The sequence below is a fragment of the Geodermatophilus sp. SYSU D01106 genome (genome assembly GCF_054049995.1).
Genome location: NZ_JBJGYM010000006.1, coordinates 41511 through 56894, shown reverse-complemented (window position 1 = coordinate 56894; position 15384 = coordinate 41511). Strand labels below are relative to the sequence as shown.

Sequence of the window (15384 nt, the reverse complement as noted above, 5' to 3'; positions counted from 1 at the left end):
GTTGGCGGTGTGGACCCCTTCCGTCTCGGCATGCCGAAGATCCCCGGCTTCACGGAGCTGCTGACGCTCCTGCAGACGCAGACCGAGGCGCTGGCCCAGCTGCCGCGCACCCTGACCGAGCTCAACGGCGCGGTCCGCGAGCTGATCGCCGCGACCTCCACGGCGACGTCGGCGATCTCCTCGGCGCAGCGCACCGCCGAGCGGCTGGAGACGCTGGTCGGCGAGCTCGAGGAGCCGGTGCGCGCACTGAAGCCGGGGCTGGAGCGGGTCGGCCGGGTGCTCGACGACCCCGCCGTCGACGCGGTGCCGGACATCATCCGCACGATCGACGAGGACCTCATGCCGATGATCGCGACGATCCGTCAGGCGCAGAACCGGGTCATCGGGGTCACCGGCCTGCTGCGCCGCCGCGGCCGCCCCGACGACGAGGACGCGGCGGGCTGACCGCCGCTGCCCAGTGCGGCGGGCGCTCCAGCCCGGCCGGCAGCCGGGTGGCGGCGTCGCCGCGGGCGGCGGCCACCTGCGGGCGGGTGAGGAACAGGGCGCCGGTGAGGTCGGCACCGCGCAGGTCGGCGCCCCGCAGGTCCGCCCCGAGGAGGTCGGCGCCCCGCAGGTCCGCGCCGCGCAGGTCGGCGGCGATCAGGTAGGCGCCGCGCAGGCCGGCCCGCCGCAGGTCCGCACCGCGCAGCGCCGCCCCGACGAGGTCGGCGCCGCGGCGGTCGCGCCCTCCGGGGCGGGCGGCGGCGCTCACCCGGCCGAGCAGCTCGCCGGCCTCGGCGCGGACGGCGGCCGGGTCGACGGCGGCGAGCTCCGCCGGCGTGCCGGCCGCGAGGAGCTCGGTGCGCTCCGCCAGGGCGGAGACGTCGTCCCGCAGTGGCGCCTCGAGCGGCAGCACGGCCGCCTCGGTGAGGTACCAGAGCAGCTCGTGCAGCTGGCGCAGGACGGGGAAGGCGGCGGCCACGCCGGGGTCCTCGGCCGGGCGCTCCACCGCGGCGGCCTGCACGAGCCGCTGGCCGGCGCCGAAGCAGTCGAACACCGTGCAGCCGGGGAAGCCGCGCTGCCGGAGGTCGGCGTGGATGCCGCAGCGGGCCGCCCCGACGTCCAGGCCGGTCAGGTGGACGCACGGCTGTCCGGCCGGCTTGTCGAGCGCGAAGTCCGCCGAGGCGGCGAAGGCGGGCAGCACGCAGCACAGGCCCGCGCAGGCGGAGCAGTCGGCGCGCAGGTCCCGCCGCCGGTCGGCGGGAGGCGCCGCCGGCGGGGCGGGAGGGGTCACCGGCCGAGGGTATGCGCGGGCAGAGGACGGGCGGGCAGAGGATGGGCGGCATGGACGTGCTGAGCAGCCGCGTGCTCCTCCGCCCCACCGACGCCGCCCGCTCGCAGGCCTTCTACCGGGACGTCCTCGGGCTGGCCGTGTACCGCGAGTTCGGTCCGCCGGAGCACCGCGGGGTCGTCTTCTTCCTCGGCAACGGCCTGCTCGAGGTGTCGGGGCACGCCGCCGAGCCGCCGCGCGGCCTGGCGCTGTGGGTCCAGGTGCGCGACCTCACCGCGGAGGCCGACCGGCTCTCGCGGGCCGGCGTCCCCGTCGTCTCCCCGCCCGAGCGCATGCCGTGGGGGCTGCTCGAGGCGACGGTCGCCGACCCCGACGGCGTCGCGCTGGTGCTCGTCGAGGTGCCGGCCGACCACCCGCTGCGAGTCGACGTCCGCCCGCCCGGGTGACGCCGGCCGCCCAGGGGGCGGACTCGACGGCACACGTCGCTGAAAGGCGGCTTCGAGGACACCGGGCGAAGGCGGTCAGCGACCGTCGCCGCCGAGCGCTCACTCAGGCGTCATCGAATCCGGACCCTGGTGCGGACGACGGTGGCGGCGGCCGCCGTGGCTCTCGGACGCCCGTCTCGTCGCCACCGCCCAGGACCTCGACCCAGACGGACACCACCCGGGAGGCCATGCGGCTGCCTGGGGTCGGCGACTGCTCAGTCACGCGCACGCGCGAGGGATCCCACTCCCACACCTCGATCATGTGGGCGTTGTCGATGGTCAACTCGAGGCCCCGCTCGGAGCAGACGCGCGCGGCGTCGTCGGGCGTGAGTCCGTCGAGGTGTGGCGCCTTCCTCTCGTTCATGCGGTGAGCATCCCCTGTCGAACACGGCATGCCGGTGTCCCTGAACGGGCCGCTCAGGGACACCGACCGCTCCGCCATCAGGGGGCTTTCCGGATGGCAAGGTCGGCGAACCGCTCTGCGGTGGAGCGCGGCAGCGGGACTTGACGCCGCACTTGCATTTTGCAAGTGTCCACCGCATGAGCCTCTTCATCACCTGCCCGGTCGAGGACGTCGAGCGCGCGACCGCCTTCTACACCGCCCTCGGCTGGACCCTCGACGCCGAGATGTCCGACCACAACGTGTCGTGCTTCGCGATCGCGCCCGAGCAGTACGTCATGCTCGGCAACCGCGAGATGTACGCGAGCGTCGGCGGCACCGAGGACCTGGTCGGCGGACCCGACACGCCCTCGAAGGTCACCGTCTCGTTCGACCTGGGCAGCCGCGAGGCGGTCGACGAGCTCACCGAGCGCGCCCGCGCCGCGGGCGGCCGGATCGGGGACACCGACGACCACCCCTTCATGTACCAGCGCCAGTTCGACGACCTCGACGGCTACCACTACTCGCCGTTCTGGATGAAGCCGGCCGACGATCCGACCGCGTGAGCGACCTCGCCGCGGCCCTCGACGTCGTCGGAGCCCGGTGGGCCCTCCTGATCGTGGAGAGACTGCTCGACGGGCCGCAGCGCTACGGCGATCTGCAGCGCGACCTCGGGGTCCCCACGAACATGCTCGCCACCCGGCTGCGCGAGCTCGAAGCGGCCGGCGTCCTGACCCGCCTGCCGCTGCGGCACAACACCCGGGCCTACGCGCTGACTGATCGCGGCCTCGCCCTGCGCGAGGCGATCGTCGCGCTCGCACGCTGGGGCGCCGAGCGGACCTAGGTACGGCGTGGAGCCGCCTCGACGCGGCCCATGGCACACGGTGGCGCCACGACCGCACGGAGGACCGATGGCGCTACTGCGTGCGAGGAGCGCTCCGGTCGGGCTCCGCGACGTCGATGTTGCTCAACACGGAGGCGAGCAGCCTCGGGAAGCGCTGTTCCAGTTCCTCGGCGCGCAACGCGGCGTACTGCTGGCTGCCCCGCTGGCTGCGCCGCAGGATGCCGCTCTCCCGCAGGACCCGGAAGTGGTGCGAGGCGTTGGACTTGCTCAGCCCGAGATCGGCGTGGACGAGCGAGCACTGACACTCGCCGAGCTCGTGCATCGTCTTGACCATGTGGAGGCGCGCGGGGTCGGCGAACCCGTGCAGGACCTGGGCCATGCTGATCTGGTCCAGGTCCGGGTGCAGCTGGTCCCGGGTCACCGCGGCAGCGCCGTGAAGACCTGCTTGCTCAGCAGGACGTCGACCTTCTGCACGTGAGCCGGCCTGGCGAGGATGTCGTTCATGCGCTCGACGTCACGGAAGACGTCGCCGCCCCCGCCGGCCACGTGCGCCCGACGCCCCGCGAGGTCCGGGAAGACCTCGAAGATCGCGAAGGTGGTCTCCGAGTGCTGCCCCGCGCACCAGGGGCCGGTGGCCGGCTCGTCCTGGACGCACCTGAGGATGTCGGCCAGCATCTCGCGCACCTCGTCCGTCTTGCCGGGGCGCGCCTCGATGAGGATGTAGAAGGCCTTCGTCCCGTCCTCCCCGTCGTGACCGGTCATGCGGACACCGCTGTGGCGCTCCTCGGTGGTCGCACGGTCAACCGACTGATCGCCCGCACCGACGGGTCGGGTCTGCGTCATCGGATGCTCCCCTGACAGCGGGTTCAACGGTCGTTGACCCGTACACCCGGCTGGGCTGTCGAGCACTCCTACAGAACGGGCGCGGGCGGGCCTCCCGGACGTGCCGGGACCGCCGCGCTCCTCCCGGACGACACCCGTACGGATCCGTCCCGAGGATGATGTACGCAGCGGTTCCGGCCCCCTACGGTGCGCACAGATCGTCCGTCGGGAGGCCTCGTGAACGTCCGTCCTGCTCTCGCCCGGGTGTCGGCCGTGGCCGCCCTCGCGCTGCTCCTGTCCGGCTGCTCCGGCTCGGACGGCGACTCCGGTGCGGCAGCCGACGCCGCCGAGCAGACCTCCCCGCTGTCGGAGTACCTGGACGCCCTCTACGGCGGCGACCTCTCCCCGGAGGAGCAGGAGCGCCGGTTCGCCGAGGAGCAGGAGCGCACGGAGGAGCTCATCGCCGGCTGCATGCAGGAGCAGGGCTTCGAGTACACGCCGAACACGCAGTCGGCCGGCTTCGTCTCCTACGAGGACGTCGAGTGGGAGCCGGACGACCGGGACTGGGTGAGCCAGTACGGCTACGGCGCGGTCACGTCCCCCTACACCGAGCAGCCGGCGCCCGAGGAGGAGTTCGTCGACCCCAACGCCGACTACGTGGCGAGCCTGTCGGAGTCGGAGCAGACGGCCTTCTACGAGGCGCTGTCGGGCCCGATGCCCGACGAGGAGGACCTCGCCGAGGACGGCTCCTACGAGTACGACTGGACCACCGCCGGCTGCCAGGGCGCCGCCCAGCACGAGGTCGCCGGCGAGGACCTCTCCCAGTCCGAGGAGTTCGCGTCCCTGTTCGCGGCCATCGACGAGCTGTACACCAGCATGCCGACGTGGCCGGGCATGGCCGAGCTGGACGCCGAGTGGGCCGCGTGCATGGATGCCGCCGGCCACGGAGGTCACGCCACCCAGGTCGACGCGCAGAACTCCGTCTACGACGACCTGAACGCGGTCTACGAGGACGTCGCCGTCTCCGAGGACGGCACCTCGACCGGTGAGCCCGACCAGGCCGCCCTCGACGCGCTGGCCGAGCGCGAGGTGGAGCTCGCCCTGGCCGACCTGGGCTGCCGCGAGGAGACCGACTACCGCGACCGCTCGACCGAGATCACCCACGAGGTCGAGGAGCAGTTCATCGACGACCACCGGGCGGAGCTGGACGCGCTGGTCGCCGCGGCCGAGCGGGACTGACGGTGACCGGACCGGACGTGGAGGACCTCGACCCGCCGGCCACGACCGGGGCGAGGGCCTCCCGGTGGTCGGCCTGGCTCTCGCTGCTGCACCGCAACCGCCCGCTGTGGGGCACCACCGCGGTGGCGGTCGTCGCGCTGGTCGCGGGACTCCTCACCGGCCGGTTCCTCGTCGCGCCGGACGCCACGTCGGACGAGGCGCCGGCGCCCGGCCTGGTCACCGTGCCCGTGGCCTTCGGGGCGCTGAGCAACGACGTCACCATCCGGGGCGAGGTCGGGTACGCCGACTCCGTCGAGGTCACCATCGACACCTCCGCCGTCCCCGGCCCCGCCGTCGTCACCGGCCAGGTGCCGGAGGTCGGCTCCGAGCTGGACGCGGTGGAGGTGGCGCTGGAGATCGCCGGCCGCCCGGTCGTCGTCCTGCCGGGAGAGCTGCCGGCGTACCGGACGCTGCGCGTCGGGGTCTCCGGACCCGACGTCGTCCAGTTCAAGGAGGCCGTGCGCGCCGTCGGCCTGGACGCCGGCGACCCCGGCAACGACGTGTTCGACCAGACCGCGGCCGCCGCGGTGACCGCGCTCTACGCGCAGGCCGGCTACCCGCCACCGGCTCCCGAGGAGGGCTCCGAGGACGGCGTGCTGGCGGCGCAGGACGCCGTCCGGGGCGCGGAGCAGGCGGTCGCGGCCGCGCAGGCCGAGCTCAGCAGCGCCCGGAGCGGGCCGTCGGCGGTCGACGTCCGGGAGGCGGACAACGCGGTCGCCAGCGCGCGGCGCGCCCTCGACGCCGCCCTCGCCGCGACGCCCGACGACGCGGTCACGATCGGCGACCTGCGGGACACCCTGGCCCTCGCCCAGCTGCGGCGCCAGGCGCTCGACGCACCGCCCGACACCACGGCGCAGCGGGCCTCGCTGTCCGCCGCCGAGGACCAGCTCGCCCTGGCGCGCGAGGAGCTCGGACGGGCGCGGGAGGCCGCCCTGCCGGCCCTGCCCGCCGGCGAGGTCCTCTACCTCACCCAGCTCCCGCGCCGGGTGGACGCGGTGGAGGCGCGGCGCGGTGCGGTGCTCCAGGGCACGGCGATGACCGTGTCGGGAGCCACCCTCAGCCTCTCGGGCACCGTGGCCGTCGCCGACGCCCGGCTTCTCAGCGCGGGCATGACGGCCGCCTTCGACCTGCCCGACGGCACCGAGCACCCCGCCACGGTCACCGAGGTCACCCCGGGCGAGGGCGAGGAGGCCCGGTGGACCGTGCAGCTGGAGCCCGCCCCGCTCACGCCGGAGCAGGTCGCCGAACTGCAGGGCGCCAACGTGCGGGTCGGGATCCCGGTGGGGGCGACGGACGGCGACGTGCTCTCCGTGCCGCTGGCCGCGCTGAGCGCCGGGCCCGGCGGGGAGGCACGGGTCGAGGTGGTCGAGGGCGACCCGCGCGACGGCGCCCGCGCCGAGACCCGCACGGTCGTGGTGGAGACCGGGCTGGCCGCCGACGGCGCCGTCGAGGTCCGCCCCGTCGAGGGCGACCTCGAGGAGGACGACCTCGTGGTGGTCGGCCGGTGACGACCGGGCCCGCGGCGCCGGCCGCCGACCCGGCGACGGAGCCGCTGCCGGCCACCGTCGCTGCCACGGTGCCGGCCAAGCTGCCGGCCAGCCTGCCGGCCACCGAACCCGCCGCGCCGCCGGCCATCGAGCTGCGGGACGTCACCCGGTCGTTCCCCGGCCCTCCCGAGGTGCAGGCGCTCAAGGGGGTCAGCCTGTCCGTCGCCGACGGCGACTACGTCTCCGTCACCGGCCCCAGCGGGTCGGGGAAGTCCACGATGCTCAACGTCCTCGGGCTCCTCGACCGCCCGACGGTCGGTGAGTACCGGCTCGGCGGGGTGCTCACCGGGACGCTCGACGAGGACGAGCGGGCCGCCCTGCGCGCCCGGCACCTCGGCTTCGTCTTCCAGGCGTTCCACCTGATGTCCCGCCGCAGCGTGCTGGAGAACGTGCTCCTGCCCATGCTCTACAACGGCACCCCGCGCGCCGAGCGGGAGCCGCGGGCCCGGGAGGCCCTCGAGCGGGTGGGCCTCGGCCACCGCGTCGACTTCCTGCCCGGGACCCTCTCCGGAGGAGAGCGGCAGCGGGTCGCCGTGGCCCGCGCGGTCGCCTCGCGTCCCCGCGTGCTCCTGGCCGACGAGCCGACCGGCAACCTCGACCAGGCCACGTCCGGGGAGATCATGGCCCTGTTCGACGAGCTGCAGGCCGACGGGCTGACCCTGGTGGTCATCACCCACGACGCGGACGTGGCGCGGCGGGCCTCCCGGCGGATCCGGCTCGCCGACGGCCGCGTGAGCGAGGCGGGGTGACGGGCCGGGCCACCCCGCCGTCCCGCGTGCGGCGCCTGCCCCGGCCCCTCCTGCCGGCCCGCCTGCGACGGCGGCCCGTCCCCACTCCCGGGAGCCCGGTCGCGCCGGCCGACCGCTTCCGCTTCACCGACCTGCTCGGCGAGGCCACCGCGGACATCGGCTCCCGGCCCGGGCGCCTGGTGATGACGGTCCTCGGCACCGTGCTCGGCATCACCGCGCTCGTCGCCACCATCGGCCTCGCCCAGACCGCCGCCGCGCAGATCGCCCGCCAGTTCGACGCCGCCTCGGTCACCCAGCTCGTCGTCACCCCGCGGACGGCGAGCACCGGGGGCGGGACGACCGTCGCGACGACGGCGCTGCCCTGGGACGCCGTCCCCCGGCTGGAGCGGCTCGCCGGGATCGAGTCGGCGACACTGCTGGCCGAGGTGCCGCTGGCCGAGGCGGTCGTCACGACGGTGCCGGTCAACGACCCGTCGCAGCCGCCGAGCGCCCCTCCCCCGGTGTACGCGGCCTCCGACGAGCTGCTCGACACCCTCGGTGGGCAGCTGGCCACCGGCCGCTTCTTCGACGCCGGGCACGACCGCCGGGCCGACCGGGTGGCCGTCCTGGGCGCCCGCGTGGCCGAGCGGCTGGGCGTCGTCCGGGTCGACACGCAGCCCTCGGTGTTCATCGACGGCATTGCCTACGCCGTGGTGGGCGTGGTCGCCTCGCTCGACGCCCGCGCGGAGCTGCTCGGCGCGGTCATCCTCCCCACCGGGACGGCCCGTGCCGACTTCGGACTGGCCGCCCCCGGCGACGCGCAGGCCCGCATCGCCGTGGGGGCCGGCCCCCAGTTGCGCGGCCAGGCCGCGCTCGCGCTGGCGCCGGACGACCCGGAGAGCCTGGAGGTGGACGCCCCGGACGGCCGGTCCGAGCTCGGGCGGGACGTGCAGGCCGACGTGAACGAGGTGTTCCTCGTCCTGTCGGTGATCGTGCTGCTCGCCGGCGGGGTGGGCATCGCGAACGTGACGACGCTGTCGGTGATGGAGCGGGTCGGCGAGATCGGCCTGCGCCGGGCGATCGGGGCGACGGGGCGTCAGATCGCCGGGCAGTTCGTCGCCGAGTCGGTCGTCGTCGGCCTGCTCGGCGGCCTGATCGGCGCGGCCCTGGGCGTGTTCGCCGTCGTCGGCGTCTCCGTGGTGCGGGGCTGGACCCCCGTCGTCGACCCGTGGGTCGCTCTGGGCGGCGCGCTGCTCGGCGCGGTCGTCGGCCTGGTCGCCGGCGGTCTGCCGGCCCGTCGCGCGGCCCGCATCGAGCCCGTCGACGCCCTCCGCGGGGGCACCTGACGGCCACTCCGCCGGGGTCCGCCTCCCGCGCGCGGGGAGGCGGACCCGGGCGTCAGTCGGTGCCGGACTCCATGGCGGCGCGGTCGAGGGCCTCGTCGTCGACCCCGGCGACGGCGCGGCCGGCGATCGCCTCGGCGCCGCCCTCGGTCATGCCGTCGATCAGGCCGGTGGCCGCGGCCTGCGCCGCGCCGATGACCGCCGTCTCGCTCCCGCCGCCGCCGACCATGCCGAGCCGGGCGTACTGCTCGAGCTTGGCGCGGGAGTCGGCGATGTCGAGGTTGCGCATGGTCAGCTGGCCGATCCGGTCGGTCGGGCCGAACGCCGGGTCCTCGGTGCGCTCCATCGACAGCTTGTCGGGGTGGTAGCTGAACGCGGGGCCGGTGGTGTCGACGATCGACCAGTCCTCGCCCCGCCGCAGCCGCAGCGTGACCTCACCGGTGACGGCCATGCCGACCCAGCGCTGCAGCGACTCCCGCAGCATGAGCGCCTGGGGGTCCAGCCACCGGCCCTCGTACATCAGCCGGCCCAGCCGCCGGCCCTCGGTGTGGTAGGTCGCGAGGGTGTCCTCGTTGTGGATCGCGTTGACCAGCCGCTCGTAGGCGGCGTGCAGCAGCGCCATGCCCGGCGCCTCGTAGATGCCGCGGCTCTTGGCCTCGATCACCCGGTTCTCGATCTGGTCGGACATGCCCAGCCCGTGCCGGCCGCCGATCGCGTTGACCTCGAGCACCAGGTCGACGGCGGAGGCGTACTCCTTGCCGTTGACCGACACCGGCCGCCCGTTGGCGAAGCCGATGGTGACGTCCTCGGGCTCGATCTCGACGGCCGGGTCCCAGAACCGGACGCCCATGATCGGCTGGACGATCTCGATGCCGGCGTCGAGGTGCTCGAGGCGCTTGGCCTCGTGGGTGGCGCCCCAGATGTTGGCGTCGGTGGAGTAGGCCTTCTCCGCGCTGTCCCGGTAGGGCAGGCCGTGCGCGGTCAGCCACTCCGACATCTCCTGCCGGCCGCCGAGCTCCTCGACGAACGCGGCGTCCAGCCACGGCTTGTAGATGCGCAGCGACGGGTTGGCCAGCAGGCCGTAGCGGTAGAAGCGCTCGATGTCGTTGCCCTTGAACGTCGAGCCGTCGCCCCAGATGCCGACGCCGTCCTCGAGCATCGCGCGGACCAGCAACGTGCCGGTGACCGCGCGGCCCAGCGGCGTCGTGTTGAAGTAGCTGCGCCCGCCGGAGCGGATGTGGAAGGCGCCGCAGGTCAGGGCCGCCAGGCCCTCCTCGACCAGCGCCTCCCGGCAGTCGACGAGCCGGGCGATCTCCGCGCCGTAGGCGGAGGCGCGGCCGGGCACCGACGCGATGTCGGGCTCGTCGTACTGGCCGATGTCGGCGGTGTACGTGCAGGGGACGGCGCCCTTGTCGCGCATCCAGGCGACCGCCACGGAGGTGTCGAGACCACCGGAGAAGGCGATCCCGACGCGTTCACCGACGGGCAGGGACGTGAGCACCTTGGACACGAGAGAGATTATGCACGCTCACGCATGACCATTCACGACCGGGGTCGAGCCCGTCCGGTCCGTGGGGCAGGATCGCGGAGGTGCCCGACCTCTCCCCCGGCCTCTCCCCCGGTGACGACCTGCGCGCCCTCGTCGACGCCTCGCCGTCCCCCTTCCACGCCGTCGCCGAGCTCACCCGCCGGCTGACCGCGGCCGGCGCCACCGTGCTGGCCGAGGACGACGCCTGGACCCTCGCCCCCGGCGGCCTGTACGCCGTGGTGCGCGGCGGCAGCGTCGTCGCCTTCCGGCTGGGCGCCGCCCCGCTCGCCGAGGCGGGCATGCGGCTGGTCGGCGCGCACACCGACTCCCCCACCTTCCGAGTGCGCCCGCGCTCCGACGTGCGGCAGGCCGGCTACCGACTCGTGGGCGTCGAGCCGTACGGCGGCGGGCTGTGGCACACCTGGCTCGACCGCGAGCTCACCGTCGCCGGCCGGGTCGTGCTGCGGGGCGGGCGCACCGAGCTGGTCCGGCTCGACGGCGCCCCGCTGCGGCTGCCCTCGCTGGCCATCCACCTCGACCGCTCGGTGCGCGAGGGCCTGACCCTCGACCCGCAGCGGCACCTCGTCCCGGTGTGGTCGCGCGACCTCGGCACCGAACCCGGCCTGACCGAGGCGCTCGCGGAGGCCGCCGGCGTCGCGCCCGCCGACGTGCTCGCCTCCGACCTCGTGCTGGCCGACACCCAGCCGGCGGGCACCACCGGCGCCGACGGCACGTGGATCGCCGCGCCTCGGCTGGACAACCTGGCCAGCTGCCACGCCGGCGTCACCGGGCTGCTCGCCGCCGCACCCGGCGCACGCACGCAGGTGTTCGTGGCGAACGACCACGAGGAGGTGGGCAGCGGCTCGATGTCCGGCGCGCGCGGCAGCTTCCTCGAGGACGTCGTCCGGCGGGTCGTGGCGGTCACCGACGGCGGCGACCCGCAGGCGCTGCCCCGGGCGCTGGCCCGCTCGCGGCTGGTCTCGGCCGACATGGCGCACGCCGTCCACCCGACCCGGTACGACCGGCACGAGCCCGCCCACGCCCCGCAGCTCGGCGGCGGCCCGGTGGTGAAGGTCAACGCCAACCAGGCCTACGCCACCGACGCGGCCGGCGGCGCGTGGTTCGCCGAGCGGTGCGCCGAGGCCGGCGTGCCGTTCCAGACCTTCGTCTCCCGCGCCGACCTGCCCTGCGGCTCGACGATCGGCCCGCTGACGGCGACCCGGCTGGGGCTGGCCACCGTCGACGTCGGCGCGCCGATGCTGGCCATGCACTCCTGCCGCGAGCTGGCCTCGGCGCTCGACGTCCCGCTCGTGGTGGGGGCGCTCACCGCCTGCTACGAGGACGGGGTCTGAGGGTCGGTCGGTGACCGGCGGACGACGTCGGCGAAGGACTCCTCCAGCCGCGCCCAGGTGGAGCTCCACTCCACGAGCGGGTCGAGGATCCGCTCGAAGACGGCGAGCTGCTCGTCGAAGGCCTGCAGCTGCCCGACCAGGCCCTCGATCAGCTGCCGCTGCGCCTTCACCGACGCGGCGATCGAGCGGACCTGCGCCGCCGACATCGCCCCCGGCGGCGAGGGCAGCCGCGGCAGCGCGAGCCCCGACGGCACCGCGCCCGCGGCGAGCCGGGTGGCCCGGTCGGTGAAGCCGCGCAGCTGCGCGACGAAGTCCTCGACCGTGCGTGCCACCCGGCCGCCGTCGCGCGGCGTCTCCTCCGGCTCGGTCACGTCGTCCTCCCCCGGCTCGGCCCGCCGCGGCCGGCGGGGTCCGGGGCCAGTCTCGCGGAGGAGGGCGGACGGCGCGGGTCAGCCGGTGCGGGTCATCGTGGTGGCGTAGCCGCCGCCCGGCCACTGCCAGGCGCCGTCGTTGACCCGCCCGTCGGCGCTGAACCGGCCCTCGAAGCGGGCCGGGGAGTCGGGATCGCCGAACCAGATGGTCAGCAGGTCGGCCTCGACGCGGTAGGTGTACTCGAGCAGCTCGCCACCGGTGCCGAAGAAGTGCGACCGCAGCTGCCCGCTGGCCTCGTCGTAGCCGATGTACTCGACGCCGCGGTCGCGCCCGTCAGGACGGCGCAGGTCGACGTCCTGGACCAGCCAGGCCCCGCCCTCCATCCACGCGTACCGGACCTCGCCGGACAGGTCACCCGGACCGGAGACCGCCCAGGTGCCGACCAGCGGGTCGAGCGTGCGCAGCGCCGCCGCGCGGGCGTCGCCGCCGGTGCCGGGGGTGCCGTCGGTGCCCATGGGGTCCTCCTCGGGGTGCGCCTGTGCGAGGGCAGACCGGCGGGCGGGCGCCCGCTCATCGGTCAGCCGCGGCGCAGGCCCGCCAGCCGCGCGGCGCCGGCCAGCACCCGCCCGTAGGAGCCGGGTGCGAGCCGCACGAGGACGTCGGGGACGACGGCGCTGGCGCCGATGAGCAGCCGCGGGCGGCGGCGCTCCACGGCCTCGACGATGCGCCGCGCGGCGCGGTCGGCCGGGTAGCGCAGCAGCCGGGAGAACTCGGCGGTGCCCCGCGCGGCCTCCACGGGGTCGACGCCGCTGCCCAGCCGCGCGGTCTCGGCGATCCGGGTGGCGATGCCGCCGGGGTGCACGCTGGTGACGCCCACGCCGTCGTCGGCGAGCTCGTGCCGCAGCGCCTCGGCGAAGCCGCGGACGGCGAACTTGCTCGTCGCGTAGGCCACCTGCCCGGCCGGCGCCATCAACCCGAACAGGCTGGACACGCACACGACGTGCGCGCCGGGGTGCGCCCGCAGCGTGGGCAGCAGGGCGTGGGTGAGCCGGACGGCGGCGCCCAGGTTGACGTCGAGGACCCAGTCGAACTCCTCGAGGGTCACCTGGTCGAAGCGGCCGGCCAGCGCGACGCCGGCGTTGTTCACGAGCAGCGTCGTCGCCGGGTGGTTCCGGACGAGAGCCTCGGCGGCCGCGCGCACCTGCCCGGCGTCGGCCAGGTCGGCGACGACGGTGTCCACGGCCCGCTCCGGGGAGGCCGCCCGCACCGACGCGGCGACCCGCTCGAGCCGGCCGCCGTCGCGGTCGAGGAGGACGAGGTCGGTGCCGCGGGCGGCCAGTTGCGGCGCCAGCGCCGCGCCGATGCCGCTGGCGGCTCCGGTGACGACGGCGGTGCCGGTGAAGTCGTAGGGGCGCACGCCGCGGACGCTAGCCGCCGGGGGTCAGGGCAGCCGCCAGACCGTGGTGCGGCGCAGCCCCGGCCCCTCGGTCTCGGGGACCTCGAGGGCGAGCACCGGCTCCAGCCGCTCGTGCGGGAGGTAGGGGCGGCCGGGGTCGCCGACCAGCACCTCGCAGCCGCGGGCGCGGGCCCGGTCGAGGAAGGGCAGCACCCGCTCGGTCATCTCGCGGTCGTAGCAGACGTCGCCGGCCAGGACGACGTCGACGGCAGGCGGCTCGCGGTCGAGCACGTCGCCGGTGACGCTGATGCCGGCCACCCCGTTGAGGCCGGCGTTGACGCCGACCGCCGTCCGGGAGAACGGGTCGACGTCGCTGGCGAGCACGTGCCGGGCCCCGGCGAGCACCGCGGCGATCGCGACCAGGCCGCTGCCCGACCCGAGGTCGAGCACGCGGCGGCTGCCCACCGGCACCGCGCCGTCGAGGACCGCGCGGGCCAGCGCCTGCCCGCCCGGCCAGGCGGCCGCCCAGAACGGCGGCGCCTCACCGGCGCCGCCCGCGGCGACCTCCATGGCCTCCCAGAGGGCGACGACGTCGTCGGCGACGTGCAGCCGCACCTCCGGGACCAGCGACGGACGCCGGACCTGGGTGTGCGCGCGGACGAAGCCCGCGGGCACGACCCGGGGACCGGCCTCCGTCACGCGGCGATCAGTACCAGCCGGTGGACTGGGAGTGCGCCCACGCGGCGCACGGGGAGCCGTAGCGCTCCTCGATGTAGATGAGGCCCGCGTCGATCTGCCGGTAGCCGTCGGAGGTCTTGGCGATGCCGGTGCTGGCCCAGGTGGAGTCGAGGAACTGCGGGATCCCGTAGGCGGTGCTGCTCGGGTTCTGCGCGTTGGGGTTCCAGCCGCTCTCCTTGCCCCACAGGCTCTCGAGGCAGGAGAACTGCTCGCCACTGCCGACCTTGCTCATCGCGTACTCCTTGAAGGAGCCGCGGGCGGCCGGGGCGGCGGAGGCAGCCGGCGCCGGGGCGGCGGCGGAGGTCGACTGCTGCTGGGCGGCGGCCGCGGCGGCCTGCTCCGCGGCGGCGGCCGCTGCAGCCTGCTCGGCGGCGGCGCGGGCGGCGGCCTCCTCGGCGGCGCGGCGGGCGGCCTCCTGCTCGGCGGCGATCCGCGCGGCCTCCTCGGCGGCGCGGCGGTCGAGCTCGGCCTGGTCGGCGGCGGCCTGGGCCTGCGCGGCGGTGGTCTCGTCGGCCGAGCGCTGGCTGCGGGAGGCGGCGAGGTCCTCCAGCGGCGCGAGGTCGGTCTCCTCGACGGCCGGCGCGGACGCGGCCGGCTGCTGCGGGATGCCGAGCTGCTCGGCCACGCTCACCGAGGCGCTCACGGTGTCGGTGCCGGCGGAGGCGGCGGGGCTGCTGGTGGACAGCACGCCGACGACGAGCGCGCCGGCGGCCGCGGCGCCGAGCAGCAGCGCGGGGCGGCGGGGGCCGAGCAGCGGGGAGCCGCGGCGGACCCTCGCGGGCCGGACGGCCTCGAGGACGGCGGTGTCGGTGCTCTCGACGGCGGTGCTGTCGACGGCGGTGCTCTCGACGGCGGTGGCCTCGACGGTCGCGCGCGCGTCGGCGGCGGAGGTGCGGGTACGGGAACGCATGAGGGGGTGGGTGCTCCGAGGGAGAGTGCGCGGTCGCTCGAGGTTCGGGCGGTGCCGCGCGGTCTGGCGGATGTCGCGGTCCACGGGTCCCGGCGGGGGCCGGGAGCGGGCAGGTGGGAGCCGGCGTCAGGCGGACGCGGGGGCGCGCAGCGCGCGCACGGCTGCACCTGCGGGCCGGGGAGGCCCGGAGGCGGGCATGCGGAGACTCTCCGTTCCTTCCGTGGCCGCCTACCGGGTTAGCTGACGGGTTCGGGCGGGAAGAAGCCCTACGCACCAGGCGAGCGGTCGCTCGCCGGGGTGCGATTCACCCCAGGACTGCGGTGGGTCCCCGGCTCGCGACCGCGGGTGCGGACGCGACTCGGCGGCGTCCGGTCAGGCTCCCCGGGTGGGGA

19 protein-coding genes and 1 riboswitch are annotated in these 15384 nt (G+C 75.8%); of the genes, 9 read left to right on the top strand and 10 right to left on the bottom strand.

Features of this window, described 5'->3' with window-relative positions:
- The first annotated feature begins 9 nt into the window (after positions 1-9).
- Positions 10-444 carry a hypothetical protein gene (locus ACI78R_RS08515; RefSeq protein ID WP_073420172.1) on the top strand — a complete coding sequence of 145 codons (435 nt, stop codon included), beginning with the start codon at positions 10-12 and terminating at the stop codon, positions 442-444.
- Here the strand turns inward: ACI78R_RS08515 and ACI78R_RS08510 are convergent.
- The gene (locus ACI78R_RS08510) at positions 389-1273 is read right to left on the bottom strand and encodes a pentapeptide repeat-containing protein (protein WP_457040361.1); all 885 of its coding nucleotides are present in this window, start codon (positions 1271-1273) and stop codon (positions 389-391) included. The genes ACI78R_RS08515 and ACI78R_RS08510 overlap by 56 nt on opposite strands.
- 50 nt (positions 1274-1323) lie before the next feature.
- Here ACI78R_RS08510 and ACI78R_RS08505 point away from each other — a divergent pair, with 50 nt between their 5' ends.
- Positions 1324-1716, top strand: coding sequence for a VOC family protein (locus ACI78R_RS08505; protein WP_457040360.1), 393 nt, complete (start codon positions 1324-1326; stop codon positions 1714-1716).
- 103 nt (positions 1717-1819) lie between these two features.
- On the opposite strand, the gene ACI78R_RS08500 is transcribed toward ACI78R_RS08505, so the two are convergent.
- Positions 1820-2119: a hypothetical protein gene (locus ACI78R_RS08500; protein WP_457040359.1), complete on the bottom strand. Its 300-nt coding sequence runs from the start codon at positions 2117-2119 to the stop codon at positions 1820-1822.
- Between the two features lie 176 nt (positions 2120-2295).
- Between ACI78R_RS08500 and ACI78R_RS08495 the strand changes: the two genes are divergently transcribed.
- Positions 2296-2700, top strand: a complete 405-nt coding sequence (locus ACI78R_RS08495; protein ID WP_457040358.1) for a VOC family protein — start codon at positions 2296-2298, stop codon at positions 2698-2700.
- Positions 2697-2978, top strand: coding sequence for a winged helix-turn-helix transcriptional regulator (locus ACI78R_RS08490; RefSeq protein ID WP_457040357.1), 282 nt, complete (start codon positions 2697-2699; stop codon positions 2976-2978). The genes ACI78R_RS08495 and ACI78R_RS08490 overlap by 4 nt, the downstream gene beginning before the upstream one ends.
- Before the next feature lie 73 nt (positions 2979-3051).
- Here ACI78R_RS08490 and ACI78R_RS08485 read toward each other — a convergent pair whose 3' ends face one another.
- Both ACI78R_RS08485 and ACI78R_RS08480 read right to left on the bottom strand, forming a co-directional pair.
- Positions 3052-3399: an ArsR/SmtB family transcription factor gene (locus tag ACI78R_RS08485; protein ID WP_457040356.1), complete on the bottom strand. Its 348-nt coding sequence runs from the start codon at positions 3397-3399 to the stop codon at positions 3052-3054.
- On the bottom strand, positions 3396-3740 hold the full coding sequence (locus ACI78R_RS08480; RefSeq protein WP_457040355.1) for a putative quinol monooxygenase: 345 nt from the start codon (positions 3738-3740) through the stop codon (positions 3396-3398). Before ACI78R_RS08480 ends, ACI78R_RS08485 begins: the two co-directional genes overlap by 4 nt.
- A gap of 297 nt (positions 3741-4037) precedes the next feature.
- Here ACI78R_RS08480 and ACI78R_RS08475 point away from each other — a divergent pair, with 297 nt between their 5' ends.
- From ACI78R_RS08475 to ACI78R_RS08460, 4 genes are read left to right on the top strand one after another with little or no spacing between them, the layout of a single operon-like run.
- Entirely contained in the window at positions 4038-5039 is a 1002-nt protein-coding gene (locus tag ACI78R_RS08475; protein WP_457040354.1) for a hypothetical protein, read from the top strand.
- Positions 5040-5041: 2 nt separating this feature from the next.
- Complete coding sequence (locus tag ACI78R_RS08470; protein ID WP_457040353.1) at positions 5042-6586, top strand: hypothetical protein; 1545 nt, start codon at positions 5042-5044, stop codon at positions 6584-6586.
- Entirely contained in the window at positions 6583-7374 is a 792-nt protein-coding gene (locus tag ACI78R_RS08465; RefSeq protein ID WP_457040352.1) for an ABC transporter ATP-binding protein, read from the top strand. Before ACI78R_RS08470 ends, ACI78R_RS08465 begins: the two co-directional genes overlap by 4 nt.
- A 26-nt stretch (positions 7375-7400) precedes the next feature.
- Complete coding sequence (locus ACI78R_RS08460; RefSeq protein WP_457040351.1) at positions 7401-8699, top strand: ABC transporter permease; 1299 nt, start codon at positions 7401-7403, stop codon at positions 8697-8699.
- Between the two features lie 52 nt (positions 8700-8751).
- On the opposite strand, the gene argG is transcribed toward ACI78R_RS08460, so the two are convergent.
- A complete protein-coding gene (argG, locus tag ACI78R_RS08455) occupies positions 8752-10206 on the bottom strand; it encodes an argininosuccinate synthase (RefSeq protein ID WP_454555721.1) in 1455 nt (484 codons plus the stop codon).
- Positions 10207-10286: 80 nt separating this feature from the next.
- Here argG and ACI78R_RS08450 point away from each other — a divergent pair, with 80 nt between their 5' ends.
- Positions 10287-11576 (top strand): M18 family aminopeptidase, encoded by a 1290-nt coding sequence (locus tag ACI78R_RS08450; RefSeq protein ID WP_457040350.1) that lies wholly within the window; start codon positions 10287-10289, stop codon positions 11574-11576.
- Here ACI78R_RS08450 and ACI78R_RS08445 read toward each other — a convergent pair.
- From ACI78R_RS08445 to ACI78R_RS08425, 5 genes are all read right to left on the bottom strand, one after another.
- On the bottom strand, positions 11558-11947 hold the full coding sequence (locus ACI78R_RS08445; protein ID WP_073420179.1) for a hypothetical protein: 390 nt from the start codon (positions 11945-11947) through the stop codon (positions 11558-11560). The genes ACI78R_RS08450 and ACI78R_RS08445 overlap by 19 nt on opposite strands.
- A 78-nt stretch (positions 11948-12025) precedes the next feature.
- Positions 12026-12463 (bottom strand): hypothetical protein, encoded by a 438-nt coding sequence (locus ACI78R_RS08440; protein ID WP_457040349.1) that lies wholly within the window; start codon positions 12461-12463, stop codon positions 12026-12028.
- Positions 12464-12525: 62 nt separating this feature from the next.
- Positions 12526-13365: an SDR family NAD(P)-dependent oxidoreductase gene (locus ACI78R_RS08435; RefSeq protein WP_457040348.1), complete on the bottom strand. Its 840-nt coding sequence runs from the start codon at positions 13363-13365 to the stop codon at positions 12526-12528.
- Between the two features lie 24 nt (positions 13366-13389).
- Entirely contained in the window at positions 13390-14043 is a 654-nt protein-coding gene (locus ACI78R_RS08430; RefSeq protein WP_457040347.1) for a class I SAM-dependent methyltransferase, read from the bottom strand.
- A 7-nt stretch (positions 14044-14050) separates the two neighbouring features.
- Positions 14051-14992 (bottom strand): aggregation-promoting factor C-terminal-like domain-containing protein, encoded by a 942-nt coding sequence (locus ACI78R_RS08425; RefSeq protein WP_457040346.1) that lies wholly within the window; start codon positions 14990-14992, stop codon positions 14051-14053.
- 210 nt (positions 14993-15202) lie between these two features.
- Positions 15203-15366: riboswitch (cyclic di-AMP (ydaO/yuaA leader) on the bottom strand.
- Positions 15367-15384: the final 18 nt, after the last annotated feature.